Raw genomic sequence first — 26,736 nt, forward strand, 5'->3', positions numbered from 1 at the left:
TCAGGCCACGGCCTGCGCCGCTTCCCACACCTTGAGCGGCGTGGCCGGCATGGTAAGCTTGTTGTTACCTATTGCGTCGGTGATGGCGTTCATCAGCGCCGGCGGCGAACCGATGGCGCCCGCCTCGCCGCACCCTTTGATGCCCAGTGGATTGTTCGGGCATGGCGTGTTCTGGTGCGAGATCTTGAAGGACGGCAGGTCGTCTGCACGCGGCATGGTATAATCCATGAAACTTGCCGTCAGGAGCTGGCCGCTCTCGTCGTAATGCACGGCCTCCAGCAGCGCCTGGCCGACGCCCTGCGCGATGCCGCCATGCACCTGCCCTTCAACGATCATCGGATTGATTATGTTGCCGAAATCGTCAGCCGCGACGAACTGGATGATCTCGGTCTTGCCGGTTTCCGGATCGACCTCGACCTCGCAGATGTAGCAGCCGGCCGGGAAGGTGAAATTCGCCGGATCGTAGAAGGCGGTTTCCTTCAGGCCCGGCTCCATTCCGGCCGGCAGATTGTGCGCGGTATAGGAGGCGAGCGCCACCTGAAACCACGGAAGCGCCTTGTCGGTGCCGGCGACCTTCACTTCGCCATTCTCGATGACGATATCGCTTTCGTCGGCCTCCATCAGATGCGCGGCGATCTTCTTCGCCTTCGCCTCCACCTTGTCGAGGGCCTTGACCACGGCGGACATGCCGACCGCGCCGGAGCGGGAGCCATAGGTGCCCATGCCCATCTGCACCTTGTCGGTATCGCCATGGACGATGGAGACACTGTCGATCGGCACGCCGAACCGGTCGGCGACGAGCTGCGCAAAGGTGGTCTCATGCCCCTGGCCGTGGCTGTGCGAACCGGTAAGCACTTCCACGGTGCCGACTGCATTCACCCGGACCTCGGCCGATTCCCACAGGCCGACACCGGCGCCGAGCGATCCCACCGCCTGCGATGGCGCAAGACCGCATGCCTCGATGTAGCAGCTCATGCCGATGCCGCGCTTCATGCCGCGCCGGGCAGCCGCCGCCTTCCGGACGGGGAAATCGTCCCAGTCTGCCTGTTGCATCGCGGCATTGAGCGAAGCTTCGTAGTCGCCGGCATCATAATTCATGATGACAGGCGTCTGATGGGGGAACGAACGGATGAAATTGATCCGCCGCAGTTCCGCCGGCGAAATCCCAAGTTCGCGGGCAGCCGTTTCGACCGTGCGCTCCAGCACATAGGTCGCTTCCGGACGCCCGGCGCCGCGATAGGCGTCGACCGGCACGGTGTTGGTATAGACGGCACGGACGTTGGCATGGATCGCGGGGATGGCATATTGGCCCGACAGCAGCGTCGCATACAGATAGGTCGGTACGCATGAGGAGAAGAGCGACATGTAAGCGCCGAGATTGGCGATCGTGTCGACCTTCAACGCCGTGATGCGGTGCTGCGCATCGAAGGCCATCTTCACCTTGGAGACATGGTCGCGGCCATGCGCATCGGTGAGGAACGCTTCGGTGCGATCGGCCGTCCATTTGACCGGCACGCCGGTCTTCTTCGACGCCCAGAGGCAGACGATCTCTTCGGGATAGATGTAGATCTTCGAGCCGAAGCCGCCGCCGACATCGGGCGCTATGACGCGCAGCTTGTTTTCCGGCGCGACATTGTAGAAGGCGCTCATGACAAGCCGCGCTACATGCGGGTTCTGGCTCGTCGTATAGCAGGTATAGTGATCTTCGGACGAATCGTAGATGCCGAGCGTAGCGCGCGGTTCCATGGCATTCGGCGAAAGCCGGTTGTTGTAGATCTCGATATCGGTGACATGCGCGGCCTCGGCAATCGCCTTGTCGGTCGCCGCGGCGTCGCCAAGCTCCCAATCGAAGATCAGATTGCCTGCGGCTTCCGGGTGTATCTGCGGCGCACCGGCTTTCAGCGCGTCCACGGCTTGGACGACTACCGGCAGCTCCTCATAGTCAACCACCACGGCCTCGGCGGCGTCGCGTGCTTCGCCAAGACTGTCGGCAACAACGATTGCAACGGCATCGCCGACATAGCGAACCGTATCGACCGCCAGCGGCCGCCACGCGCCCATCTTCATCGGCGAACCGTCCTTGGAGTGTATCATCCAGCCGCAGATGAGGTTGCCGATCCCATCGGCCAGCAACTGCTTACCTTCGAGCACACCGATCACGCCCGGCATCGCCAGGGCCGCGGCCGTGTCGATGCCCTTGATCTTCGCATGCGCATATGGGCTGCGGACGAAATAGGCATATTTCATGCCCGGCGTCACCATATCGTCGGTGTAGCGCCCCTTGCCCATCAGAAATCGCTTGTCTTCCTTGCGCGCAACCCGCGCACCAATGCCTTCAACGCCCATCACATCCTCCATTGGGGTTCCGGGGCCGGCAAACGCCAAGATAGCAGTCCAGGCGCTTCGCCAGACAATCTCGGTGAAATTCTATTCGGCCGCCCGATTGGCGGCGTGCATTTCGGCATTGGCTGACAGCACCGCCTGGACGATATTGTGATAGCCGGTGCATCGACAGATATTGCCTTCAAGCTCGCTGCGCACCGTCTTCTCGTCCAGCGCTCCGCCATGACGGTTGATCATGTCGACGGCCGTCATCACCATGCCCGGGGTACAGAAGCCGCATTGCAGGCCATGATGCTCCTTGAAGGCGGCCTGAACCGGATGCAGCTCGCCATTGGCGGCCAGACCCTCGATGGTTGTGATCTTGGAACCCGAAGCCTGCACGGCCAGGATCGAACAGCTCTTGATCGACTTGCCGTCCATATGAATGACGCAGGCACCGCACTGGGTCGTGTCGCAACCGACATGGGTTCCCGTCAGGCCAAGCTTTTCCCTGATGAAATGGACAAGCAGCGTACGATCCTCGCACTCGCCGCTGACCGCACGGCCGTTCACCGTCAAAGTCACTTTTGCCATATTTTCCTCCTAGCCTCTCCTCCAGAGGCAAAGAGCATCATTTGACTTTTTTGCAGTCCAATCAACCTCTACTTTAGAAACGCGGCAGATTTTCTACGCCGCACCGAGTGTTTTATTGTCCGAATAAGAAGCCGCCTTCGTTCAGCAACAAAAAAACTGTTCGCGCCCAATGGACAATCATATTTTGCACGATATTTTCCATAGTTGCAGGACTGACAAAGACAGCCCATCGTGGTGGAGCTGAAGAATTGGGACGACGTTGCCGTGTTCGGCTTAACTAACGTTGGAGAGAGTAAATGAAAAAAGTTCTTATGCTCGCATTGATCGGCTTGTCCATCGCAAGCTGCACCCCGACTGAACAGGGCGCTGGCATCGGTGCCGCATCCGGCGCCATCATCGGCGGCGCGGTTACCGGCAATGTCCGCGGCGCTGCCGTCGGCGCGGCCATCGGCGGTGTTTCCGGTGCCGTCATCGGCAGCGTCCAGGAGCAGCCCGGCCAGTGCTACTATCGCGACAGGTACGGTCGTCGCTACATCGACGATTGCCCGCGCGGCGGCTATCGTGGTGGCTACGGCGGCTACTGATCGATCCTCGATCGAGATACCGAAGTCCCGGACCACAAGTCCGGGACTTTCTGATTCCAGCCAGGCGAAATGTCTTGGCTTCGACATGGCGGCGGCAACTCTTGCGCGTCGCCGCAAAGCTCGCCCAAACATGCAGGAACCCCACCGAAAATCCGGGCGTTCGCCCCTCGACGGTCATCTTTTCCAGGTTTTTGACTCCAAAACGGTACACCTGAGGGGCTTTTGCCTCTATGGTGACCGCGCGTTAACCCGGGGGAAACGTAAACCTGAGTAAGTTCTCATGTAACCGTAAAGCGGCGTATGCATAAAAGAACTGGACCGAGGAAGAGTATTGCGTATCGGCAAGCAGGAACCGTTGCAGCGGTTGCGGCAGCGCTTGCGCTCGGGCCCGTTTACGTTGAAAACGCCTTTGCTTTCAAGATTTTCGGCATAAGGCTATGGGGCAAGGACGACACCGCGGATCAGGTTTCCGACCCCGTCCGCTACACGGTCGATCTGAAGGCGGACAATCTCGACAAGGATCTGAAGGAAGCCTTGAGCAGTAGCTCGATGCTGATTTCCGACAAGGACAAGCCCGTCTCCGGCGACCTCGGCGTTGTCGTCAAGGCACGCGACGACCGGGACCGGCTCGTCGCCACGCTCTATGAAAAAGCCCGCTATGGCGCCGTGGTCACCATTACCATCAACGGCACCAGCCTCGACGCATTGCCGCCGACGCCGACCTTCGATCGCTCAAAGCCCGTTGCCGTCACCATCAGCGTCGATCCCGGCCCGCTCTTCAAGCTCGGCAACATCAGCTTGCTCGGCGATGCCGCCGGTCTGGACGCATCGCGTTATGGGCTGGTGCGCGGTGGAGACGCAAGCTCGCTGACCATCCTGAAAGCCGCAGACAAGATCGTCGCCGACTTCAAGAATGAAGGTCATCCGCTTGCCAGGTTGAACAAGCGCGACGTCGTCGCCGATCATGCGACCAATACGGTCGATGTGTCGATGAGGATCGATAGCGGCCCCGTCGCCCCTTTCGGCAATGTTGCCGTCACCGGCCAGAAGTCCGTCGATCCGGATTTCATCAAGCGCTACGCCCGCATCAATGAAGGCAAGCCCTATTCGCCGGACGAGCTGAAGAAGGCCTCGGACCGCCTGAGAAAACTCGGCGTCTTTTCCAGCGTCACCATCCGCGAGGCCGACAAGCTGGCGCCGGACGGCAGCATTCCCACGACCATCGAGGTATCCGAAGGCAAGCAGCGCTATTTCGGTGTCGGCGCGCAATATTCCACCATCGATGGCTTCGGCCTGCAGGGCTATTGGGGACATCGCAATCTGACGGGACGCGCGGATTCGCTGCGTATCGAAGGATCCGTCTCCCGCCTCGGCGAAACGACCGATATCGGCCAGCTCGACTATACCGCCGGCATCACCTACGTCAGGCCCGCGACCTTCTATCCCTCGGCAACCTTCACCACCGGGCTGAAGATGCAGAGCCTGCATCCGGATGCCTATGATGCGAACACCGTCACGGCGAGCGCCGGTCTTGCCTACGAATTGAACGATCGGGACACCGTCTCCGCCGGCGGCGAGGTAAGCTACGAGTCGGACACGACCGACGCCTTCGGAAAGCACAACTATCTGACGGTGGCGATCCCGCTCGAATACGTTCGCGACACGCGCGACAATAAGCTCGACCCGACGGAAGGCTACCGTGCCTCGGTCCTGGCAAAGCCGAGCTATGAAACAATGGGCGGCACGGTGTTCAGCTCCTTCGAGGGATCCATCACCGGCTATCAGGGTGTCGGCGCCAACAACAATGTCGTCTTTGCCGGCAAGCTTGCCGTCGGCTCGCTGCTGGGTGCGAACAGTATCGAGGATATTCCTGCCACCCGGCGCTTCTATGCAGGCGGCGGCGGCTCGGTGCGCGGCTACGGCTATCAGGAAATCTCGCCCTACAACTCCAACGGCGATGCGCTCGGCGGACGCTCCTATGCGACAGCCTCGTTTGAAGCCCGCGTGAAGATCACCGACACGATCGGCGTCGTGCCTTTCGTCGACATGGGCAGCGTCACCGACAGCACCTTTCCGGACTTTTCCGATCTGCGCATTGGCGCGGGCGTCGGCCTGCGCTACGCTACGCCTTTCGGTCCGATCAGGCTCGATGTCGCCGTTCCGTTGAACAAATATAACAACGGCACAGCCTATGGCATCTATGCCGGTATCGGCCAGGCCTTCTGACCGAACGTACAGTTGTCGCGGACGCTTCAGCACACGGTTACAACACTGAGGTTACTATCGCTTTCATGAGCATATTGATTCGAATTCTCGGGAAATTGGCACGCTGGATCGCCTACGCGGTCGTGGCGATCCTCTTGCTCGTGATCGCGGCTGTGCTCGTTGTCGGCCTGGTGCCTTCCGCAACCGGCTATGCCGTCGACCAGGTGGCAAAGCTCGCCTCGACGCCCGACCGTACCATCACCATAACAACGCCTTCGGGGCTGCTCAGCGGCAATCTGAAAGTCGGCTCGATCACGGTCGCAGACACGAAGGGCGTTTTCGCCAAGGTCCAGAATCTCGCCGTCGACTGGTCGCCGGTATCGCTGCTGACAGGCACATTCCATGCCAATCGCGTTGCGGCAGACGTGGTCGACTTCCAGCGCTTGCCCGTCTCGACGACCGCACCCGCACAGGAACCTCAAGCTGCGAGCAATAGCAGCAGCGGCTTTTCCCTGCCGATCGCCATCGATATCGGCGCCATCGCTCTGCCCGACCTCCGCATCGGACAGGCGGTTACTGGGCAGGATTTCGTTCTGGCTGCCGATGGCAAAGTCAAGGCCAATAGCAGCAGCATCGGCCTGACACTCAATGCCAGCAGGCATGATGTGCCCGATGCCAAGCTCTCCGCCGACATCGCTTTTGCGCCAACCGAAAACCAGTTGAAGCTGAAGACGCAAATCTCCGAACCGCGCGACGGCATGCTGGCGGGTCTCCTGCACCTTCCCGGCAGTCCGGCCATCAATATCGACCTCTCGGGCGAAGGCCCGCTTTCCAACTGGGCCGGCAAGCTGCAGGCCGCACTGGACGGCAAGCCGACGGTCGCCATCAACGGTCATCACAGCCTTTCCGCCGACGGCCTGCACCATATCGACGTCAAGGGCGGCGGCGACGTGGATTCGCTGCTGCCGCCAACCATGCGGCCTCTCTTTACCGGCCAGACGACCATCGACCTCTCGGCAACCTTCGACGGCAAGGGCAAGATCGACATTCAGACCGGCAATCTTGCCACCGGCAGTGTCGTCATCGCCGCCTCCGGTACGCTCGATCCCGCCGGCAACAACAGCCTCAATGCCAATTTGATCGGCACCTCAGGCCCCGTGGATTTCCGCTGGCCGATGGAGGACGGCGAGGTCCGCGCCCTGATTTCACGCGTCGATATCGCGCTGACGGGGGCAGCGCAATCGGTGAAAATCGATGCTAAGGCCGCGCTTGAGAGCGCCAGTGCGCCGCAGGGCCAGATCGGCCAGGTGAACTTCAGCGCCAGAAGCGATGCCTTCAATCTGGCGACCATGTCCGGGCCGCTGCAACTGCGTCTCGTCGTTGGCCAGACGGCCTTCCTCAGCCCGGATCTCAATCGGCTGATCCGTGCGCCGATCTCCTTGACCGCACCGCTGCAGATTTCGCCTGACACGATCGGCTTCAACAACACGACGCTGGAAAGCGCCAGCATCGGCGGCACCGTCAACGGCAAATATACGCTGTCGACAAAGGCGCTGACGGGCAATTTCAAGCTGTTCGCCCTGCCCGGCGTGCTGCCGGACAGCGTATCGAACAAGTTCGAAGGGACGATTTCGATGGAGGGCCAGGTTGGTGGCACGGTGCCGACCAAGATGACACTCTCCAATCTGGCGGTGAAATCCAACGTTGCCGAGATCAGCGGCAATATCGCGCTCAACGACCAGTCGCTGACGTCGGATCTTTCCGGCAAGCTGCTTGATCTTTCCAAGCTCATCCCGAATGCCGAAGGTCAGGCCGACATCGGCCTCAAGGCCAAGGGGCCGCTCACCGCGCTCGGCATCGATGCGACGGTAAAGGCCGTCAACGTCAAGCTGGCCGGACGGCTTCTCGATACGCTCGATATCGACGTGACCGGGACCGCCGACCCCAAGGCTCCGCAGGCAAACATCCAGGCCAGCGGCGCAATCGACGGGAAGCCGATCCGCATCACCGCCGACGCCGTTTCCAAGGACGGCCGCACCAGCATTCCCTCGCTATCAGCTGAAATCGGCGCGAACAAACTGCAGGGCAAGCTGGATCTGTCGCCGAGTTTCGAACCATCAGGCGCGCTGACATTCGATCTGCCCGATCTCGGCCTGCTCGCGGCGCTCGCCGGGCAGAAGGCCGAGGGCGACCTCAAGGGCTCGCTCGATATAGCGAGCGCCAACGGCAAGATCGGACTGAAGGTGAACGCCAACGGCAACGGCATCCGCCGCGACGATCTCGTCATCAGCAAGCCGGCCGTGGCGCTCAGCGTCGACGACCTCAAGGCATTCTCCGCCAATGGCAGCATTCGTGCCGCTGCTGTTGCCTCCGGCTCCAACCGCATCGCCGACCTCGGGCTGACCTTCACCCAGCAAGGCAGCCGCACGGATTTCGATCTGAAGTCGACCTATGACAACGCGCCTCTGACCGCGAGCGGCAATGTCGAAACCGCCGGTGGCCAGACCACAATAAGCCTGGACACTTTCGCCGGCGCGCCGCGCACGATACCGGTAAAGCTCGCCTCGCCGACCAAGATCGTCGTCAAGGACGGTGCGGCCGCGCTGAACGGGCTGACGATCCAGACAGGCGGCGGCTCGGTCACCGTCGACGGCACAGCCGGTCAGGCCCTGAACATCAACGCCAAGATCGCCAACCTGCCGGCGAGCCTCGCCAATGTCTTCGCGCCGACGCTCTCAGCCGAAGGCGTCATATCCGGCACGGTGACGGTTACCGGCAAGGCCACATCGCCTGTCGTCGCCTTCCAGACCAATTGGTCGGGCGCGGCAACCAGCCAGACGAAATCCGCCGGCCTTGCGCCGCTCGGCATCAAGGCTGACGGTAAATTCGCCGACAATGTCGTCACGATCAACACCAACCTGACCGGCCAGAATGGCCTGGCACTCAATGGCGGCGGCACCATCGCCATCGCCGGCAGCAAGGCAATGGCGCTGAAATTTTCCGGCAATCTGCCGTTCGATGCCCTTGCCGGCCAGCTTGCCGCCCAAGGCATGGTCATGACCGGTACGGCAAGGATCGACATGCAGGTGGCAGGCACGACGGCAGCTCCCGCCGTCACCGGCACGATTTCCACCGACGGGGCCAAGCTCGTCGATGTCCGCCGAAACCTGACCCTCAACGGCCTCGCCGTGACCGTGACGCTCGACGGCAAGCAGGCCGTCATCTCGCGGCTGAGCGGCAATCTCGCCAGCGGCGGCAGCATATCGGGCACTGGTACGGTCGGCATCACCCCGGACGGCGGCTTCCCGGCCGACATTCAGGTGAAGTTCAACAACGCGACCTATGTCGACGGAACCCTGGTGGCAGCAACCATCAACGGCACGCTCGGCATCAAAGGTCCGATGCTGACAGCCCCTATGCTGACGGGCAATCTCAGGATCAACAAGGCGTCGATCACCATTCCAGAAAAGCTGCCCGCCTCGCTGTCCGAGATCAACATCAAGCACAAGAATGCTTCGGCTGCGGTCAATGCCCAGTTCAAGGACCAGAAGCCGGAAGCGCCGAGGAGCAAATCGACGACCCTCGGCATCGACCTGCAGCTGGAAGCGCCATCGCAGATTTTCGTGCGCGGCCGCGGCATCGATGCCGAACTCGGCGGCAACATCTCAGTCCGCGGCACCGCGTCAGAACCGGTCGTATCCGGCGGCTTCACCATGCGGCGCGGGCGCCTGACCATCCTCAGCCGCCGGCTGGATTTCACCGACACCAGCAAGATCACTTTCGGGGGAGACCTGATCCCGGCGCTCAACATGGAGGCCACGTCGTCGGTGAGCTCCACCACCATCACCGTCGATGTCACGGGTCTCGCCACCGATCCTCAGATCGGCTTCTCCTCCTCGCCTGCCCTGCCGCAGGACGAGGTGTTGGCGCAGCTGATCTTCGGCCAGTCCATGTCGAAACTATCGGCCATGCAGATCGCCCAGCTCGCCGATGCCGCAAGCCAGCTGGCCGGCGGTCGCTCCACGTCGCTGTTCGAAGGCCTGCGCAGCCATCTCGGCGTCGACGATCTGGACATCTCGACGGATGCGAACGGCCAGGCGCAGGTCGGAGCCGGCAAATATCTGAACAAGCGTACCTATATCGAGCTGCAGCAGGGCGCCGCCAACAAAACCAAGGCGATCATCAATCTCGATGTCGGGCGCGGTGTGAAGCTGCGCGGCGCCGCGGGCTCGGACGGCGCCGGCGAAGCCGGCATCGTCTACGAGCATGAGTATTAGGATCTAGAATCCGAGCTTGCTGGTCTTCAGCAAGATATTGGATTCCGTTGTGTTTATGCCATTGATCAGCCGTATCCGGCGCAGCGTCTCATCGAAGGAAGCGAGGTCGCGATCCTCGAGTTCGGCTATGAAATCCCATTTGCCGTTGGTGCTGTGCAGCGCCCTCACCTGCGGCAGGCCGCGAAGTTGGTCGGCGACCTTGTCCGCCAACTTGCCGAGCACCTCGATGAGCACGATGGCCCTGACGCCGGCGGCGCGGGTTTCGTGGCCGGTTCGGATGGTGAAGGCGGCGATGGTGCCGTTTTCCACCAGCCGCTCTATCCGCGCGGCGACAGTGGCGCGCGAAGCGCCGGTTGCCGCTGCCAGGGACGAAACGGAGATGCGCGCGTTGTTGCGCAGAGCACTGAGGAGGTCGCGGTCAAGGTCATCCATATGCTTATCATTCTGGTAAATCGCATTGATCAATCTGTCGAAAGCTAATCTATTTTCGACAATTTTCCATCTTTTTGCTGTCACGCAGACAATCGATAATGCGGCCCGACAGCCTCTTGAGCGGTTCAGCTCTTCACCGAATCTCTGAACCACTTTATCTCATTGTCTTCACGTAATTCCGGACGGAGGCCGCTACGCGCCTCTCCTGGAATTGCTCTAACCCCTCGGAGCGACGCCGATGAATACGCAATCCACACCCATTACATTGATCGGCGTTCCCCTTGAGGAAGGCTCCGGCCGCCGCGGCGCCGGCATGGGCCCGACGGCGCTCCGTATCGCCGGCATCGAAACGACGCTGATCGAACTCGGCCACCGCGTCACCGACAGCGGCGACCTGCGTCCCGCTCCCGCCGCCGACCTGCCGGAGCATCCGCATGCCCATAACCTGAAGATCGTCGGCGCCTTCACGCGCGCGCTCGAGGCCAAGGTCTATGATGTCGCATCGTCCGGAAGCTTCCCGCTGATCCTCGGCGGCGACCACAGCCTCTCCATGGGCAGCGTTTCCGGCATGGCGCGCCATGCGGCGGAGGTCGGTCGTCCCCTCTTCGTCCTCTGGCTGGACGCACATTCCGATTTCAATTCGCCCGCCACATCGCCATCGGGCAATATTCACGGCATGCCCGTCGCCTTCTTCTGCGGCGAGGCCGAAATAGCAGGCGTTCTGCCGGCAGGCAGGCCGCTGGTCGATCCGACGAAGGTTTTCCAGGTCGGCATCCGCTCCGTCGATCCGCACGAGCGCGAGGAAATCCGCGAGCATGGTGTCAACGTCTTCGACATGCGGTCGCTCGACGAACAGGGCGTGGCCGCCATCATACGCAAGGTGCTCGATACGGTCAGCGCCGCCAACGGCCTGTTGCATGTCAGCTTCGACGTCGATTTCATTGATCCTGAGATAGCGCCTGGCGTCGGAACGACCGTGCCGGGTGGCGCGACCTATCGCGAGGCCCATCTCATCATGGAAATGCTCTCCGACAGCAGCCTGGTTTCGTCGCTCGATCTGGTCGAACTCAATCCCTTTCTCGACGACCGTGGCAAGAGCGCCCGCGTCCTCGTGGAAATGGCGGCAAGCCTCTTCGGCCGGCGCATCTTCGATCGTCCGACAAGAGCGGCGTAGCCGCGCATTTTTCATGATCCCGAACCAACATAGTCGGGATCATGCCCGTTTCGGCGGACAGGCGCGTTTCATCCTCTTACTGTCGAAACCGCTTGTATAGGTTTAGGTTTAAGCAATGTTCTTGCTCTATCGTCACGCTAATACGCCGAATCTGGCGTCACGTTTCAAATGGGAAGAACGTTCATGGCCACGATCAATTCCACCAGCTTCAGCGGCGATACTCTGGAGATCATTGCCTTTCGCCTTCATGAGCAGGAGTTCTGCGTCAAGACCACCACGATCCGCGAAATCCGCGGCTGGGCGCCGTCCACGCCAATTCCGCACGCACCGGCCGATGTCATCGGCGTCATGAACCTGCGCGGCTCGGTCATCCCGATCATCGATCTTGCCTACAAGCTCGGCATGCAGAGCACGGTCGCCAACGAGCGCAGCGCCATCGTCGTCGCCGAAGTCCACAACATGGTCATCGGCATGCTGGTCGATCGCGTCTCCGACATCCTCACGATCGCCTCGAGCCAGGTGCAACCGGTTCCGGAAGTCACCGCATCCTTCGACCGCGCCTATTGCGAAGGCATCATCGCCACCGAGAACGGCATGATCTGCTTCCTGAACCTCGCCAAGATGTTCAAGGAAAGCGAAGCGGAAGAACTCGCCGCATAGTTCTAGCGGAACGTCCCTTTTTGAGAACCGTCACCTTCTCGGTGGCGGTTTTTATTTGGCATTGAGATAGCTCCACCATCGATTCTGGAGCGAGGGTAAAAATACAATCTAAACATCCGGCGAAGCGGATGCGCTACATACGCCTGCCAAATCGCTCTCCTTGCAATCCCGGCGAGGCTCCTCTATTTTTCGCTTGGGCACATGAACCAAAAGGAGGTTGCCTATGACATCGCGGGACGCCTGATACACGACTACCGTGACTACTGCCTTTCCAAAGGCATCGACTACGCATGCTTTCAATCCGTACGGCCGCACGACGATACCATGCTCTTCTGCAGCGCTGGCATGCAGCAGTACAAGCCGCTCTTCACCAATCATTCCCATGAGGGTACCCTCTCGAACAGTCAGGCTTGCCTGCGGATGGGAGATCTCGACGAGATTGGCGACGGCACACACTTCCTCCACTTCACAATGCTTGGGCTATTCTCCTTCCGGGAGATGACGCTGTCCGATGCCATCGAGTTCTGGCTTGAATTCCTCGCGCGAACCGGGGTGTTGCCGGACCATGTCACGATCCATCCGGACAGGATCGACGAATGGACGCCGCTCTATCGCGGTCGTATTCCCATCGTCGCGGATCCGGAATGCATGTGGAGCGACGGCAGCGTCAGCGGATACTGTACCGAGTTCTACAAGGACGGGATCGAGATCGGCAACATCGTCAATCCGCTCGGCACCTGTATCGACGCCGGTTTTGGAGCTGAACGCCTCGACATGCTTTCGAACGGGACCTCGCCGGAGAACGCTCTCGAGACGCTCTGCAGCACGGTTCTAAAGATCATCGAGAGCGGCTACCGTCCGGGGAGCAAGGAGCAGGGCTATGTGCTTCGCAAGCTCCTGCGCCGGGTCCACTCCCTCGGCGGCTCGCTGGACCACCCGTTCTTCCAGGAAGAGGTGGAGCGTCAAAACCGCCTCGTTCGGAAGTATGAGCGGCTCCGTCACAGCTATCCCGACAAGTCCATCGAATGGTGGTTCGACACCCATGGCATCGACCCGGAGACGATTTCGTCTTACGGAACCTGATGCAACGATTTGGGTGTCCCGCAAGTCGCATTGACGAACGGGACACCTAAAACCAGGAGCCTTGTCTCTGCGGACTCTTCCTTGGCAGCGGAACCGAACACCTACACGCTCCAGCCAGCCGCCCCAGATGGCGGCGGAGGAGCCGAGCAGCACGAAGAACAGCGTATAGATCCAGCCGAGATCGCCGACGCAACTCCTCCTCATTTCAAAGACCGGCACTTACACCTTAGCGGGAATCGTATTCGCGGACGGATTCTCACCTCTCCATCCCATTATCCTCGTCAACCTGTATGCTAAGCCGGTTTTACTTTTTCGGCCGGCGCCGGCCTGTGGATCAGCGGGGCCGCCTCCAGCACGAGAGGGCTAAACCCGCTATCGCCATGGTCGATGAGCTCGAAAAGCTGACGCCGCATGCGCGGCTCCCAGAATTTGTTGATATGCGTGGCGACACCGTTCACCGCTTCGCTTGCAGGCTGCGTCTTGAAGAAGGTCGCGATCTGGTTCGCCATATAGATGAGCTTCGTTTCGGTCTTGCCGTGAGGCTTGTCGTCAGGCGACATCGGCGATGCTCCCCGTAATAATGCGATGCGGATGGGTGAAAATCTCGAAGTCGTCGCCACGCACCAACGCCACAAGCGTCATGCCGGCCTCGTCGGCCGTGCGAATGGCGAGCGCCGTCGGCGCGGAAATAGCGACGAGCACTGAGCTGCCCAATATGGCAGCCTTCTGCACCATCTCGACGGATAGCCGGCTGGTGACGGCCACCACGCCGTCCGCTCCCTTGCGACCGGAGCGGATGACGGCACCGCAGAGCTTGTCCAGCGCATTGTGCCTGCCGACATCCTCGCGCACGGCAAGCAGTCCTTCTGCCGGGATATAGAACCCCGCTCCATGCACGGCCCGCGTCTCGCGGTGCAGCGGCTGGGCGTCATTGAGGAGAGCGATGGCGCGGACGATATCCTTTTGCGACAGTGACAGCGCAACCCCGGAAACATCCGGCACCTTGCGCACCGCCTGCTCGATCGATTCGATGCCGCAGAGACCACAGCCGACGGGACCCGCCATATGCCGCCGCCGGACACGCAACGCGTCGGCCACGTCATCGACCAGCGTGATCTGCACATCGATCCCTTGCTCGTCCTCGATAGGCTCAACGGCGGCGATCTGGTCGATATTCGTAATGATGCCCTCTGTCAGGCTGAATCCGACAGCAAAATCCTCGAGATCGGCGGGCGTTCCCATCATGACGGCATGCGAGGAGCCGCCATAGGAAAAGGCGATCGGTACCTCTTCGGGGACGATACGCAAACCCGAATTGATGACGCCGTTGCGGCGCGCGGTTTCGGGGACGGTGGTAGTGGGGGTGAATTTGGTCATTACCGGGTCTCCCCTTCTCCCCCTCGGGGAGAAGGTGGTGCGGAGCGCCGGATGAGGGGGGCAAGGAGCGACAGCTCCGCGCGCAAGCGAAGGGCAGTTCTAACCACGCGGAAACACCCCCTCATCCGCCCTGCGGGCACCTTCTCCCCGAGGGGAGAAGGGGAAAGCATATCCATCGTCACTCAGCAGCCTCCATTTTCCCGGCAATACGGCGAGACTGCCGGGCCTGCTCATCATAATCGACCTGCCACCGAGACGGGCCGTTGGACGGCGAGACCTGTACCGCCGTCACCTTGTATTCCGGGCAGTTCGTCGCCCAGTCGGAATAGTCCGTCGTGATGACATTCGCCTGCGTGTCCGGATGATGGAAGGTCGTGTAGACGACGCCCGGGGCGACGCGGTCGGTGATCAGCGCCCTGAGCGTCGTGTCGCCGGAGCGGCTCGTCAGCTTGATCCAGTCGCCGTCGCGAATGCCGCGCTGCTCGGCATCGTGCGGATGCATCTCCAGAAGGTCCTCTGCGTGCCAGACGACATTCTCCGTTCGCCGCGTCTGCGCGCCGACATTGTACTGGCTGAGAATGCGTCCGGTCGTCAGCAGCAGCGGGAAGCGCGGGCCGGTGCGTTCGTCGGTCGCGACATATTCCGTGCGGATGAACTTGCCCTTGCCGCGCACGAAGCCATCGACATGCATGATCGGCGAACCAAGCGGCGTCTTCTCATTGCAAGGCCACTGCACCGAGCCCATTTTTTCCAGATAGTCGTAGGAAACCATGGCGAAGCTCGGCGTGGTCGCAGCGATCTCGTCCATGATCTCGGACGGATGCGTGTAGCTCCAGCGCAGACCCATGGCCTGCGCCATCTTCTGCGTCACTTCCCAGTCGGCATAGCCGTTGCGCGGGCTCATGACCTTGCGCACGCGGTTGATGCGGCGCTCGGCATTGGTGAAGGTGCCGTCCTTTTCGAGGAAGGTCGAGCCGGGCAGGAAGACATGGGCGTAGTTGGCCGTCTCGTTCAGGAAGAGATCATGGACGACGACGCATTCCATCGCGGCAAGGCCGGCGGCGACATGCTTGGTATCCGGATCGGACTGCAGGATGTCCTCGCCCTGGATGTAGAGGCCCTTGAACGTGCCGTCGACGGCGGCATCGAGCATATTGGGGATGCGCAGACCCGGCTCTTTGTCGAGCTTCACGCCCCAGAGCTTCTCGAAGATATCGCGCGTCGCATCGTCGGAGACGTGGCGATAGCCCGGCAGCTCATGCGGGAAGGAGCCCATGTCGCAGGAGCCCTGCACATTGTTCTGGCCGCGCAGCGGGTTCACGCCGACGCCGGGCCGGCCGATATTGCCCGTCACCATGGCGAGATTGGCGATCGCCATGACGGTCGTCGAGCCCTGGCTGTGTTCGGTGACGCCGAGGCCGTAATAGATCGCGCCGTTGCCGCCCTTGGCAAAAAGGCGAGCGGCACCACGCACGAGATCGGCGGGAACGCCGGTGTATTTTTCCGTTTCCTCAGGGCTGTGCTGCGGCTCGGCGACGAAAGCAGCCCAATCCTCGAATTCGGACCAGTCGCAGCGTTCGCGGATGAATTTTTCGTCGAACAGGCCCTCGGTAACGATGACATGGGCGAGCGCCGTCAGCACGGCAACATTGGTGCCGGGCTGCAGCGGCAGGTGATAGCTCGCCTCGACATGCGGCGTGCGCACCAGATCGATGCGGCGCGGATCGATAACGATGAGCTTGGCACCCTGGCGCAGGCGCTTCTTCAGGCGCGAAGCGAAGACCGGATGACCGTCCGTCGGGTTGGCGCCGATGACGAGGACGACATCGGAATGCTCGACGCTGTCGAAATTCTGCGTGCCGGCAGAGGTGCCGAAGGCCTGACCCAGGCCATAGCCTGTTGGAGAGTGGCAGACACGGGCGCAGGTATCGACATTGTTGTTGCCGAAGCCGGCGCGCACCAGCTTCTGCACCAGGAAGGTCTCCTCATTGGTGCAGCGCGATGAGGTGATGCCGCCGACGGATTCGCGGCCATACTGATATTGAAGACGTTTGAACTCGGTGGCTATATGGGCAAAGGCTTCGTCCCAGGTGACTTCACGCCAGGGATCGCTGATCTTTTCGCGCACCATCGGGTTGAGGATGCGGTCCTTGTGGGTCGAATAGCCATAGGCGAAGCGGCCCTTGACGCAGGAGTGGCCGCGATTGGCCTGGCCGTCCTTCCACGGCACCATTCGCACCAGTTCCTCGCCGCGCATCTCCGCCTTGAACGAACAGCCGACGCCGCAATAGGCGCAGGTGGTGACGACCGAATGCTCCGGCTGGCCGATAGCAATCACCGATTTTTCGGTCAGCGTCGCCGTCGGGCAAGCCTGCACGCAAGCGCCGCAGGAGACACACTCGCTGTCGATGAAATGCTCATGCATGCCAGGCGAGACGCGCGAGCCGAAGCCGCGGCCCTCGATGGTCAGCGCGAAGGTGCCCTGCACCTCTTCGCAGGCACGCACACAGCGCGAGCAAACGATGCACTTCGAAGGATCATAGGTGAAATAAGGATTGGACTCGTCCTTCGGCATCCATTTCAGATTGATGTCGCCGCTGTTGCGCGCCTTGACGTGATTGTCGCCCTCATAGCCATAGCGTACATCGCGCAGGCCGACCGCACCGGCCATGTCCTGCAGCTCGCAATCGCCATTGGCGGCGCAGGTCAGACAGTCGAGCGGATGGTCGGAGATATAAAGCTCCATCACGCCACGGCGGATATCCTTCAGTCGATTGGTTTGCGTGTGCACCACCATGCCCGGAGAAACCGGCGTCGTGCAGGACGAAGGCGTACCATTGCGGCCTTCGATCTCGACGAGACAGAGGCGGCAGGAACCAAAGGCATCGACCATGTCGGTGGCGCAGAGCTTCGGCACCTTTATGCCGGCTTCCATCGAGGCGCGCATGATCGATGTACCCTCGGGCACGGTAATCGGACGGCCGTCAACGGTCAGCGTCACCATGGTTTCGGAGCGGGAGGCGGGTGTGCCGTAGTCGATTTCTGGAACGAGAGACATGGGTCTTACTCCGCCGCTTCAATCAAGGGAACCGGAGAGAAATCCTCCGGGAAATGGGTCATCGCGCTCATGACGGGATAGGGCGTGAAACCGCCGAGCGCGCAGAGCGAGCCGAACTTCATGGTGTTGCAGAGATCGGCGAGCAGAACCCTGTTCTTCTCGGGCTCGATGCCGCGGGCGATCTTGTCGGCTGTTTCGACGCCGCGGGTCGAGCCGATGCGGCAGGGGGTGCACTTGCCGCAGCTTTCGACCGCGCAGAACTCCATGGCAAAGCGCGCCTGTTTCAGCATATCGGCGGTATCATCGAAGACGACGATGCCGGCGTGACCGATGAGGCCGTCCTTGGCGGCGAAGGATTCGTAGTCGAAGGGCGTATCGAACAAAGCGCGCGGGAAGTAGGCGCCGAGTGGTCCACCCACCTGCACGGCCTTCACAGGTCGCCCGGTCGCGGTGCCGCCACCGATCCTGTCGACGATATCGCCGAGCGAGAGGCCGAAGGCCGTCTCGTAGAGGCCGCCATGTTTGACGTTGCCGGCAATCTGCAGCGGGATCGTGCCGCGCGAACGGCCCATGCCGAAATCGCGGTAGAAGGCCGCACCCTTGTCCATGATGACGGGTACGGAGGCGAGCGAAATGACGTTGTTGATGACCGTGGGGCAGTTGAACAGGCCCTTATGGGCTGGTAGCGGCGGCTTGGCGCGCACGATGCCGCGCTTGCCCTCGAGGCTGTTGAGCAGCGCCGTCTCCTCGCCGCAGACATAGGCACCAGCGCCGGTACGGATCTCCATATCGAAAGCCTTACCCGAGCCGAGAACCGAAGCCCCGAGAATGCCGGCTTTCCGCGCGATTTCGACCGCTTCGGTCATCGCGGCGATCGCATGCGGATATTCCGAACGCGTATAGACGAAGCCCTTGGTCGCGCCGGTCGCCAGGCCAGCGATCGCCATGCCCTCGATCAGCACGAAGGGATCGCCCTCCATGATCATCCGGTCGGCGAATGTGCCGCTGTCGCCCTCGTCGGCATTGCAGACGATATATTTGCGGTCGCCCGGCGCATCGAGCACGGTCTTCCATTTGATGCCGGTCGGGAAACCCGCCCCGCCACGGCCGCGCAGGCCGGAGTCCGTGACGTCCTTGACGATGTCGGCCGCTGCCATGCCGATGGCGCGGCGTAGACCCCTAAGGCCGCCATGGGCCTCATAATCTTCCAGTGAAAGGGGATCGGTAATACCGCAGCGGGCAAAGGTCAGACGGGTCTGCTCTTTCAGGAATGGGAGGTTTTCGACCTCCCCAAGACAGAGCGGATGCTCGCCGCCTTCGGCGAGCCCGGCATCGAATAGTGCGGGAACATCCCTGGCCTTCACCGGCCCATAGCCGATGCGCTTGCCGCCGATCTCGACTTCGACCAAAGGCTCCAGCCAGAACATGCCGCGCGAGCCGTTACGCACAATCCGCGCGTCGAGGCCGCGTTTGGCGACTTCCTGCGCAATGGCCTCGGCGACCTTTTCAGCCCCGAGCGAGAGGGCGGCGGCGTCGCGCGGAACATAGATGGTCAAGGTCACTGGCGCGCCTCCTTCACGAGGTCTTCGGCGCTCTCGTCGTCAAGCCGCCCATAAAGCTCGCCATCCAGCATTGCCGCCGGCGCGCAGGCGCAAAGCCCGAGACAGTAGACCGGCTCGAGCGTGACATCGCCATCCAACGTGGTCTGATGAAAATCGATGCCCAGCAGCTGCTTGATGCGTTCGGCAAGAGCATCGCCGCCCATCGACTGACAGGCCTCGGCACGACAGAGTTTCAGGACATGGCGGCCGGCGGGATGGTCGCGATAATCGTGATAGAAGGTCACGACGCCATGGACTTCGGCGCGCGAAAGGTTGAGTGCCCTAGCAATCAGTGGCAGCGTGTCTTGCGGCACGTAGCCGAACTCTTCCTGAATCCCATGCAGGATCGGCAAAAGCGGCCCTTCCATCGACTTCATGGTGTCGATGATAACGCCGGCACGGGTCGCGATATCGCCCGCGCCCAAATTCAAACTCATAAGCATCCTCCTGCGCATAACCCCGAAAACCGCTGGCGATTTTCGGAAATGCTTATGCGGCATTTCCTCCGTGGGTGCGCGATCGACGCACGCTGGGACAAAAGTCGCAGGGAGGAGGCCAAGGATCAATAAGGCAGTCCCGTCGTTCGATAGAAGATTTCTATCGATCCTTATCGCCTTCCGCGAGCAATCTCGCCTCATGCAACAGGGCCGAGACGAGCGGTGTGAAAGGCTCGCGATGCGTGGCGACCAGGCCGACGAGATGTTCGGCATCCGGCTCTGTGATCGGGATCTTGCGGATATCGGCCGGAAAGCCGAAGGAATCGGCGATATTCTTCGGCATGATGCTCGCCCAACGTCCGGTCTGGACATGAGAAAAAAGCACGATCATCGAATTGGATTCGAGCGTCGGCTTCGCCACGGTGCCGGCCTCCGCCAGATGCCGGTTGATGATGCGGCGGTTCTGCATGTCGGCCGTCAATAGACAAAGCCGAAGGTCGCCGACTTCCTTCCAGGTCACGCTCTCACGCTCGGAAAGGGGGCTGCCCGCCGCGGTGATCAGGTGATAGCGCTCGGCATAGAGCGGTACGCTGGTGACGCGGCCAAGCGGCTCGTTCTCCAGATAGGTGATGCCGGCATCGATCTCGAGATTTTCGAGCAGGCTCAGAACCTGCAGCGAGTTGCGCGATGTGATGGAGAAGGTGACATCGGGGTGCCGCTCCTGGAAAGGTGTGGTGATCTTCGACACCATGGCAAGCGCCGTCGGAATGGCGGCAATCCGGATATGGCCGGCAAGGCCCTTGCGCGCCGCCCGCATCTCCTCGCGCATGGTTCGGCTGTCGCCGACGATGCGCCTTGCCCATTCCAGCACGCGCTGCCCCTCCGGCGTCAGCCCCTGAAAGCGCGAGCCGCGACTGACGAGCATGACGCCTAGCTGATCCTCCAGCTGCCGGATCGCCGCGGACAAGGTCGGCTGGGTCACGCCGCATTCCTCGGCGGCGCGGCCAAAATGCTTCTGGTTGGCAAGCGCGATGAAGAATTCCAGCTTGTCGATCATTCAACTCTCCCGAATGAGACAGTTAAATGGGCTGGGCCGTCAGCGCAACATTGGAAAAAGGAGTGCGGCATAGGCCGGATCACCGCACCCCACTGGCAATCACGCGCCGCCGTCGATTTCGAAGACGGTGCGCCGATTGCTGTCATCAAGAGGCCAGGCATTTTCGACGTCGGAAAGTGGAACGGTTTTGAAGGCAATCTTGAAGTTTCCCGGCACAGTTGCCCGGAGCAGCTCGGCGGTCGCGTTGATGATGCGGTCGAGAGCGATGCTTCCTATGCCGCTGCCCATCAGCGTGATGGCCGACGACCGCAGCACGGCGCTTGGCAGGCTTATCTCCGCACCGCTGATCGAGCCGACCTGCACATAGCGGATCGGTACCGCATCCTTGCCGGCCTTGGCTGCCGCGATGAGAAGGCTTTGCGCACTTTCACCCCACAAATAGTCGATGACGATATCCACGCCGGACGCGAACTGCTCCTTGAATGCATCTTCCAGAACCGATTTATCCTGGACGAGCGGAATCGTTACATCAGCGCCAAGCCCTTCCAGATCCTTGAGACTGTCGGCATTCCGGCCTGTCGCGATGACTTTGCTCGCGCCGAGATATCTAGCGATCTGAACAGCCAGCCGACCCGAGGTCCCGGTTGCGCCGTTGATCAAAACGGTCTCTCCGGATCTGAGCTTTGCCCGCTCTTGATAGGCCGCCCATGACGACATTCCCGGATTTGCGATAGCCGCCGCCGTGACATCATCGAGCTCCTCGGGCAGTTCAATGCACTGGGCGGATCGCACCGCGGCAAGCTCAGCCATGCTGCCATAAGGTGCGTTCGGCAGAACGAAATAAACCCGCCGACCGTCGTCAAGCCGTCCCACACCATCGATCCCCACGATGAAGGGAAATTGATTGCCGGAACTATAATGCTTTCCCGACGCCCGGCTCTTCACGACCTGGCTGATTGCGGCGGCCCTGACGGAGACAAGCTTTTCATCAGCGGATGAGACAGGCGCCTTGAAATCACCAAAGACAGGGACTCGTCCCGCGTCCAGTACGATTGCAGCTTTCATCGCATATTTTCCTTTTTGATCATCCATGTTATGTGCATAATGCACGCATAAAGGAGACGAGCGATGGCGTCAAGAAATAATGTGCAAAATACACATATACAGCAGCAATTCCGGAAACTCCACGCAGCAGTGCTGGATATCGTCAGCGTGATAAACCGACCGCAGCGCGACGAAGTGCTCATCAAGGAGGCCGGAATTCCGCTCGAGCGGGCGCTTTTTCCCCTGCTGGTCTCAATCGAGCGCTTCGGTCCGATCGGTGTCGTCGATCTGGCGGATCGCATCGGCCGCGACTACACGACCGTCAGTCGCCAGGTCGCGAAGCTTGAGAGCCTCGGTCTCGTTGCGCGGCAGGCCGGTGCTGCGGACCGCCGTGTGCGTGAGGCTGTTATTGCACCAAAGGGAAAACTGATGACGGACGCGGTGGACGCCGCCCGTGACAGGATCGGCAGTGCGATCCTTGGAGCTTGGGATATCAACGACATCGACGAGCTTGTCAGGCTCATGCGAAAATTTGCCGATGCGTTGAACGAGGATCCCCCAACTGCGTAGGGGCGACAGACCGGTGGGTGCAAGTTCAGGTAGTCGAGAGACTATTTCGTCCAGATCCTGGCCGGCTCGCAATCGCTACCGCAGTCATTTCGCTTGCGGCAGTGCCTCTCCGGAAACTCTTAGTAACCCATCTCGCTACCGGCAGATAAACCTTCAATGAGCGCTATGGCGCCTTGTTCGCCAGAAACTGCATTTCTTGCGCGGGCCGTTTTTTCCAGAAGCTTCGCAAATTCGCTCAACGACACGCGATCGGCACGAAGCATTTGCCGGATCACCGGGTCCCGCAAAACTTCCGACATCGTCATTTCACCATTCTGCACGGACTACTCTCCTTCAATGCCATGAAGGCGTATTAGCGCTCCCGCATAACACTGTCGTGTCGTGCAGTTGACGATACGATGATGAATTGAAGGCCAAAACGAGGCTTGGAATGTTTCCGAGCTTCTTGTCGCCGTTCACCTCGGCCTATAGGGCAAAAAATTCGCCGCACCCTACGTTCCGGGGAAAGCGGCGGCATTCCGTCGTCAGCCGACACGCCCGACAGAGACGATCAACAATCGCTCTGACAGAAGGCCTCCTGCAGCCAATTGACCACAGTGCAGATTTCCGAACGGGCGACGGCATAGTGAATGAGCCGCCCCTCACGGCGCGTATCGACCAGCTTTTCCAGCCGCAGCCGCGCCAGATGCTGGGAAACCACCGCCTGCGGCAAGTTAAGAAGTACTTCGAGTTCCATCACGGTTTTTTCGCGCTTGGCGAGCATGAACAGAATCACCAGCCTCGTCTCATGCGAGAGCGCTTTCAGCAAGACGCTCGCACTGCGCGCCTTCCCTGTCATTTCCTCGATATTATGCTCTGCGGCACCGCCTTGCGGTGGAGACGACGACATATCACACAGCCTCTAGTGAGAACTAACATAGGGATATGCTTATAATATTATGAATCCGCAAGTTGATTCAAAAAACACGGAGACCAAAAAAGGTCCGATTTCTCAGCAGATAAGCTGCCCGCCATTGATCTCGATCACCTGCCCGGTGATGTACCCGGAGAGCGTCGGTGCGGCGAGGAAAAGATAGGCGGGGGCACAATCTTCCGGTGTACCCAAACGCTGAAGCGGAATCGACCGGCGCGTCTGCTCCAGTTTCTCCCTTGAGGAGTAACGCTCATGGAAATCGGTTGATATCGTGCCGGGCGAGACGCAATTTACCCGGATGCCGTCGGGCGCCAGCTCTCGCGCCAAGGCCTTCGAATAGGTGGCGACGAAAGCCTTCGATGCGGAATAGATGGCAGAGCCGGGGCTGCCGCCGGTCAGAGCGGAAATCGATACGGTGTTGACGATCGCGGCTTGCCCTGCGGCCCTGAGCAGCGGCAACAATCCTCTCGTCACCTCCATGACAGCGGTCTGATTGAGGTGGACGATTCTTTCATATTGCTCGTCCGTCACTTCGCCTGCGGGAAAGCGGCCGACCATGGTGCCGGCATTGTTGACCAGCACATCGACGCGATCGAATCGCTCGCTGGCGGCGCTGACGAAATCCCGCGTGCCGTTGCCGGCGGCGAAATCGCCTGAGATCAGAAAGGCGCGGCGGTCGGTTTCCGCCTCCATCAGGAAATCGGGCAAGTCGCGCGCGGAGCCGCGCCCGATATGGACGAGAACATGGGCGCCGCAATCGAGAAACTGCCTGGCCACTTCCAGCCCTATGCCGCGACCGGCGCCGGTGACCACGACGTTGCGATTTTCGAACAGCTTCGGATGAAACACGACGACCTCCCCAGTCACACAATCCGCGCGTCGGTAATTGCGGAATTTTCACTTTATCATATGATGACAAAAAAACGAAAGAAAGGGAGCGAAGATCATGTTTCTATCCGGACGCCAGACGGAGATACTCGACATCGCCAAGGCGGAGGGGCGCGTGCAGGTGGAGGAACTGGCGCTGCGCTTTTCGGTGACGCCGCAAACCATCCGCAAGGACCTCAACGATCTCTGCGACGGTCGCGTGCTGTCACGCGTGCATGGCGGCGCGATCTTTCCCGGTGGAACCGAGAATGTGAAATATGAGGCGCGCCGCTCGATCGCCGCGCCGGAAAAACAGGCGATCGGCCGCGCAGCCGCCGGCCTCATCCCGAACAACAGCTCGCTTTTCATCAATATCGGCACGACGACGGAAGCCGTCGGGGAGGCCCTGCTCGGCCATCACGAGCTGATGGTCATCACCAATAACATCAATGTTGCCAATAAGTTGCGGATATTCCCATCCATCGAGGTCGTCATTGCCGGCGGCGTCGTGCGCGGTTCCGATGGCGGGATCGTCGGCGAGGCAGCCGTCGACTTCATTAAGCAGTTCAAGGTCGATTACGCCGTCATCGGCGCCTCGGCTATCGATGGTGATGGCGCGCTTCTGGATTTCGATTTCCGCGAAGTGAAAGTGGCGCAGGCGATCATCGCCAATGCCCGGCATGTCATTCTCGTGGCCGACAGCACCAAGTTCGAACGTACCGCCCCGGTGCGCATCGGGCATCTATCACAAGTGCACACTTTCGTTACCGACGAATGTCGCGTCGAATCCGTGCGGACGACCGCGGCGGAGCATGACGTTCGCCTCGTGGAAACCTCCCGCCGACAGATCTGACCGGCTCGCTTTCTGTCAAAAAACGTTCGTTTGACATTCGTATCTATTTCGTTTTAGATGGATTGATTTTCGAATTTCCATCTTCACGAGATGGGCTGACCTTTGCGGAGGGGCGGGTGAGCGAACAGATCTACGACATTTTCGTTATTGGCGGCGGCATCAATGGTTGCGGTATCGCCCGCGACGCGACCGGACGCGGCTATAAGGTCGCCCTCGCCGAAATGAATGATTTCGCCTCCGGCACATCGTCCGGCGCCACCAAGCTCATCCATGGCGGGCTGCGTTATCTCGAGCACTACGAATTCCGTCTCGTGCGCGAATCCCTGATGGAGCGCGAAGTGCTTTGGGCTATGGCGCCGCACATCATCTGGCCGATGCGCTTCGTCCTGCCCTATCACAAAGGCGGCATCCGTCCGGCCTGGCTCATTCGCCTCGGCCTTTTCCTCTACGATCATCTCGGCGGCCGAAAGCTGCTGCCGCCGACGGCGACGCTCGATATGAAGACCGACCCGGCCGGCAAACCGCTGAAGGCGCTCTTCACCAAGGCCTTCGAATATTCCGACGGCTGGGTGGATGATGCCCGAATGGTGGTGCTGAACGCCCGCGACGCTGCAGACCGTGGCGCCACGATCATGCCGCGAACGAAGGTGATTTCCGCCCGCCGTGAAGACGCGGTCTGGACAATCGAAACGGAAAACACGATCACCGGCGAGAAGCGTTTGTTCCGGTCGCGCCTGCTGGTCAATGCCGCCGGCCCCTGGGTCGATCACGTTCTGTCCGACGCCTTCGGCAAGAACCAGGTGCACAATGTTCGCCTGGTTCAGGGCAGCCACATCATCGTGCGCAAGAAGTTCTCCGATCCCCGCGCCTATTTTTTCCAGAACCCGGACAATCGCATCATCTTTGCCATTCCTTACGAACAGGACTTCACCCTGATCGGCACCACGGATCGCGACTACAAGGACGACCCGAAGGATGTGAAGATCAGCGACGAGGAAACCACTTATCTGTGCAATGCCGCGAGCGAATATTTCAAGGAGCCGGTACGAGCAGAGGATATCGTCTGGACCTATTCGGCCGTGCGCCCGCTTTACGACGACGGCGCCTCGAAGGCGCAGGAGGCGACGCGCGATTACGTGCTGAAGGTCGAAGGCGAGGAAGGTCAGGCACCATTGCTCAACGTCTTCGGCGGCAAGCTCACCACTTATCGCCGTCTGAGCGAACATGCGCTGGAGAAGATCGGCGAAGCCATCGGCCTCAAGGGCACGCCATGGACGGCCAAGAGCTCGCTGCCGGGCGGCGACTTCCCGGCCCGCGGCTATGATGCAGAAGTCGCCAAGCTGAAGTCACGCTATCCCTTCCTTGCCGATCAGCATGCGCGCCGGCTGGTGCGCCGTTACGGCACCCGCGCCAGCATGATCCTCGCCGGCGCAAAGACGATCGCCGATCTCGGCCGCTGCTTCGGAAGCGATCTCTACGAGGCGGAGGTGCGTTATCTGATGGAACATGAATGGGCCTATACGGCTGCTGATATTCTCTGGCGCCGCTCCAAGAAAGGCCTTTACCTTTCGAAGGAAGAAGCCGTGGCGCTTGACGGTTACATCGCCGAGAGCCGAGTCCACGCATAA

At 60.8% G+C, this 26,736-nt stretch carries 22 protein-coding genes; 9 read left to right on the forward strand and 13 right to left on the reverse strand.

Annotation, left to right across the window (positions count from 1 at the left end):
* Positions 1 to 2,346 (reverse strand): xanthine dehydrogenase family protein molybdopterin-binding subunit, encoded by a 2,346-nt coding sequence (locus AB8B29_RS14765; RefSeq protein ID WP_113118698.1) that lies wholly within the window; start codon positions 2,344 to 2,346, stop codon positions 1 to 3.
* An 81-nt stretch (positions 2,347 to 2,427) separates the two neighbouring features.
* The gene (locus AB8B29_RS14770) at positions 2,428 to 2,916 is read right to left on the reverse strand and encodes a (2Fe-2S)-binding protein (protein ID WP_037196745.1); all 489 of its coding nucleotides are present in this window, start codon (positions 2,914 to 2,916) and stop codon (positions 2,428 to 2,430) included.
* A 296-nt stretch (positions 2,917 to 3,212) separates the two neighbouring features.
* Between AB8B29_RS14770 and AB8B29_RS14775 the strand changes: the two genes are divergently transcribed.
* From AB8B29_RS14775 to AB8B29_RS14785, 3 genes are all read left to right on the forward strand, one after another.
* A complete protein-coding gene (locus AB8B29_RS14775) occupies positions 3,213 to 3,500 on the forward strand; it encodes a glycine zipper domain-containing protein (protein ID WP_037196746.1) in 288 nt (95 codons plus the stop codon).
* Positions 3,501 to 3,800: 300 nt separating this feature from the next.
* Positions 3,801 to 5,726, forward strand: coding sequence for an autotransporter assembly complex protein TamA (locus tag AB8B29_RS14780; RefSeq protein WP_047637838.1), 1,926 nt, complete (start codon positions 3,801 to 3,803; stop codon positions 5,724 to 5,726).
* Between the two features lie 65 nt (positions 5,727 to 5,791).
* Entirely contained in the window at positions 5,792 to 9,982 is a 4,191-nt protein-coding gene (locus AB8B29_RS14785) for a translocation/assembly module TamB domain-containing protein (protein WP_113118699.1), read from the forward strand.
* A gap of 3 nt (positions 9,983 to 9,985) precedes the next feature.
* Here AB8B29_RS14785 and AB8B29_RS14790 read toward each other — a convergent pair whose 3' ends face one another.
* On the reverse strand, positions 9,986 to 10,414 hold the full coding sequence (locus AB8B29_RS14790; RefSeq protein WP_037196925.1) for an Lrp/AsnC family transcriptional regulator: 429 nt from the start codon (positions 10,412 to 10,414) through the stop codon (positions 9,986 to 9,988).
* Positions 10,415 to 10,652: 238 nt separating this feature from the next.
* On the opposite strand from AB8B29_RS14790, the gene rocF reads away from it, so the two are divergent.
* The 3 genes from rocF to AB8B29_RS14805 all read left to right on the forward strand — a co-directional run bounded on the left by rocF (position 10,653) and on the right by AB8B29_RS14805 (position 13,331).
* Positions 10,653 to 11,588 carry an arginase gene (rocF, locus tag AB8B29_RS14795; RefSeq protein ID WP_037196750.1) on the forward strand — a complete coding sequence of 312 codons (936 nt, stop codon included), beginning with the start codon at positions 10,653 to 10,655 and terminating at the stop codon, positions 11,586 to 11,588.
* Positions 11,589 to 11,771: 183 nt separating this feature from the next.
* On the forward strand, positions 11,772 to 12,248 hold the full coding sequence (locus AB8B29_RS14800; RefSeq protein WP_034481767.1) for a chemotaxis protein CheW: 477 nt from the start codon (positions 11,772 to 11,774) through the stop codon (positions 12,246 to 12,248).
* A gap of 201 nt (positions 12,249 to 12,449) precedes the next feature.
* Positions 12,450 to 13,331, forward strand: a complete 882-nt coding sequence (locus tag AB8B29_RS14805; RefSeq protein WP_439006600.1) for an alanine--tRNA ligase-related protein — start codon at positions 12,450 to 12,452, stop codon at positions 13,329 to 13,331.
* Positions 13,332 to 13,624: 293 nt separating this feature from the next.
* Here AB8B29_RS14805 and AB8B29_RS14810 read toward each other — a convergent pair whose 3' ends face one another.
* From AB8B29_RS14810 to AB8B29_RS14840, 7 genes are all read right to left on the reverse strand, one after another.
* Entirely contained in the window at positions 13,625 to 13,891 is a 267-nt protein-coding gene (locus tag AB8B29_RS14810; RefSeq protein WP_439006601.1) for a formate dehydrogenase subunit delta, read from the reverse strand.
* Positions 13,881 to 14,708: a formate dehydrogenase accessory sulfurtransferase FdhD gene (gene fdhD, locus AB8B29_RS14815; RefSeq protein ID WP_037196756.1), complete on the reverse strand. Its 828-nt coding sequence runs from the start codon at positions 14,706 to 14,708 to the stop codon at positions 13,881 to 13,883. The genes AB8B29_RS14810 and fdhD overlap by 11 nt, the downstream gene beginning before the upstream one ends.
* Before the next feature lie 178 nt (positions 14,709 to 14,886).
* Complete coding sequence (fdhF, locus tag AB8B29_RS14820; protein ID WP_113118701.1) at positions 14,887 to 17,766, reverse strand: formate dehydrogenase subunit alpha; 2,880 nt, start codon at positions 17,764 to 17,766, stop codon at positions 14,887 to 14,889.
* A 5-nt stretch (positions 17,767 to 17,771) separates the two neighbouring features.
* Positions 17,772 to 19,328, reverse strand: a complete 1,557-nt coding sequence (locus AB8B29_RS14825) for a formate dehydrogenase beta subunit (RefSeq protein WP_037196758.1) — start codon at positions 19,326 to 19,328, stop codon at positions 17,772 to 17,774.
* Entirely contained in the window at positions 19,325 to 19,804 is a 480-nt protein-coding gene (locus AB8B29_RS14830; protein WP_037196759.1) for a formate dehydrogenase subunit gamma, read from the reverse strand. The genes AB8B29_RS14825 and AB8B29_RS14830 overlap by 4 nt, the downstream gene beginning before the upstream one ends.
* A gap of 160 nt (positions 19,805 to 19,964) precedes the next feature.
* Complete coding sequence (locus AB8B29_RS14835; protein ID WP_037196760.1) at positions 19,965 to 20,861, reverse strand: LysR family transcriptional regulator; 897 nt, start codon at positions 20,859 to 20,861, stop codon at positions 19,965 to 19,967.
* Positions 20,862 to 20,960: 99 nt separating this feature from the next.
* Positions 20,961 to 21,926 carry a quinone oxidoreductase family protein gene (locus tag AB8B29_RS14840; RefSeq protein ID WP_113118702.1) on the reverse strand — a complete coding sequence of 322 codons (966 nt, stop codon included), beginning with the start codon at positions 21,924 to 21,926 and terminating at the stop codon, positions 20,961 to 20,963.
* Between the two features lie 63 nt (positions 21,927 to 21,989).
* Between AB8B29_RS14840 and AB8B29_RS14845 the strand changes: the two genes are divergently transcribed.
* Positions 21,990 to 22,475, forward strand: coding sequence for a MarR family winged helix-turn-helix transcriptional regulator (locus tag AB8B29_RS14845; protein ID WP_037196762.1), 486 nt, complete (start codon positions 21,990 to 21,992; stop codon positions 22,473 to 22,475).
* Between the two features lie 119 nt (positions 22,476 to 22,594).
* On the opposite strand, the gene AB8B29_RS14850 is transcribed toward AB8B29_RS14845, so the two are convergent.
* The 3 genes from AB8B29_RS14850 to AB8B29_RS14860 form a co-directional block, all read right to left on the reverse strand.
* Complete coding sequence (locus tag AB8B29_RS14850) at positions 22,595 to 22,795, reverse strand: hypothetical protein (RefSeq protein WP_037196763.1); 201 nt, start codon at positions 22,793 to 22,795, stop codon at positions 22,595 to 22,597.
* A 230-nt stretch (positions 22,796 to 23,025) separates the two neighbouring features.
* On the reverse strand, positions 23,026 to 23,364 hold the full coding sequence (locus tag AB8B29_RS14855; protein WP_113118703.1) for a metalloregulator ArsR/SmtB family transcription factor: 339 nt from the start codon (positions 23,362 to 23,364) through the stop codon (positions 23,026 to 23,028).
* A gap of 102 nt (positions 23,365 to 23,466) precedes the next feature.
* On the reverse strand, positions 23,467 to 24,237 hold the full coding sequence (locus AB8B29_RS14860; protein ID WP_047637959.1) for an SDR family oxidoreductase: 771 nt from the start codon (positions 24,235 to 24,237) through the stop codon (positions 23,467 to 23,469).
* A 97-nt stretch (positions 24,238 to 24,334) separates the two neighbouring features.
* Here AB8B29_RS14860 and AB8B29_RS14865 point away from each other — a divergent pair, with 97 nt between their 5' ends.
* Entirely contained in the window at positions 24,335 to 25,108 is a 774-nt protein-coding gene (locus AB8B29_RS14865; RefSeq protein WP_034511659.1) for a DeoR/GlpR family DNA-binding transcription regulator, read from the forward strand.
* Between the two features lie 116 nt (positions 25,109 to 25,224).
* Positions 25,225 to 26,736, forward strand: coding sequence for a glycerol-3-phosphate dehydrogenase (gene glpD, locus AB8B29_RS14870; protein WP_047637958.1), 1,512 nt, complete (start codon positions 25,225 to 25,227; stop codon positions 26,734 to 26,736).

Origin of the sequence: Rhizobium sp. 11_C7_N12_5, from assembly GCF_051811145.1 — a bacterium.
In the GTDB taxonomy this organism is placed as follows: Bacteria; Pseudomonadota; Alphaproteobacteria; order Rhizobiales; family Rhizobiaceae; genus Rhizobium; species Rhizobium lusitanum.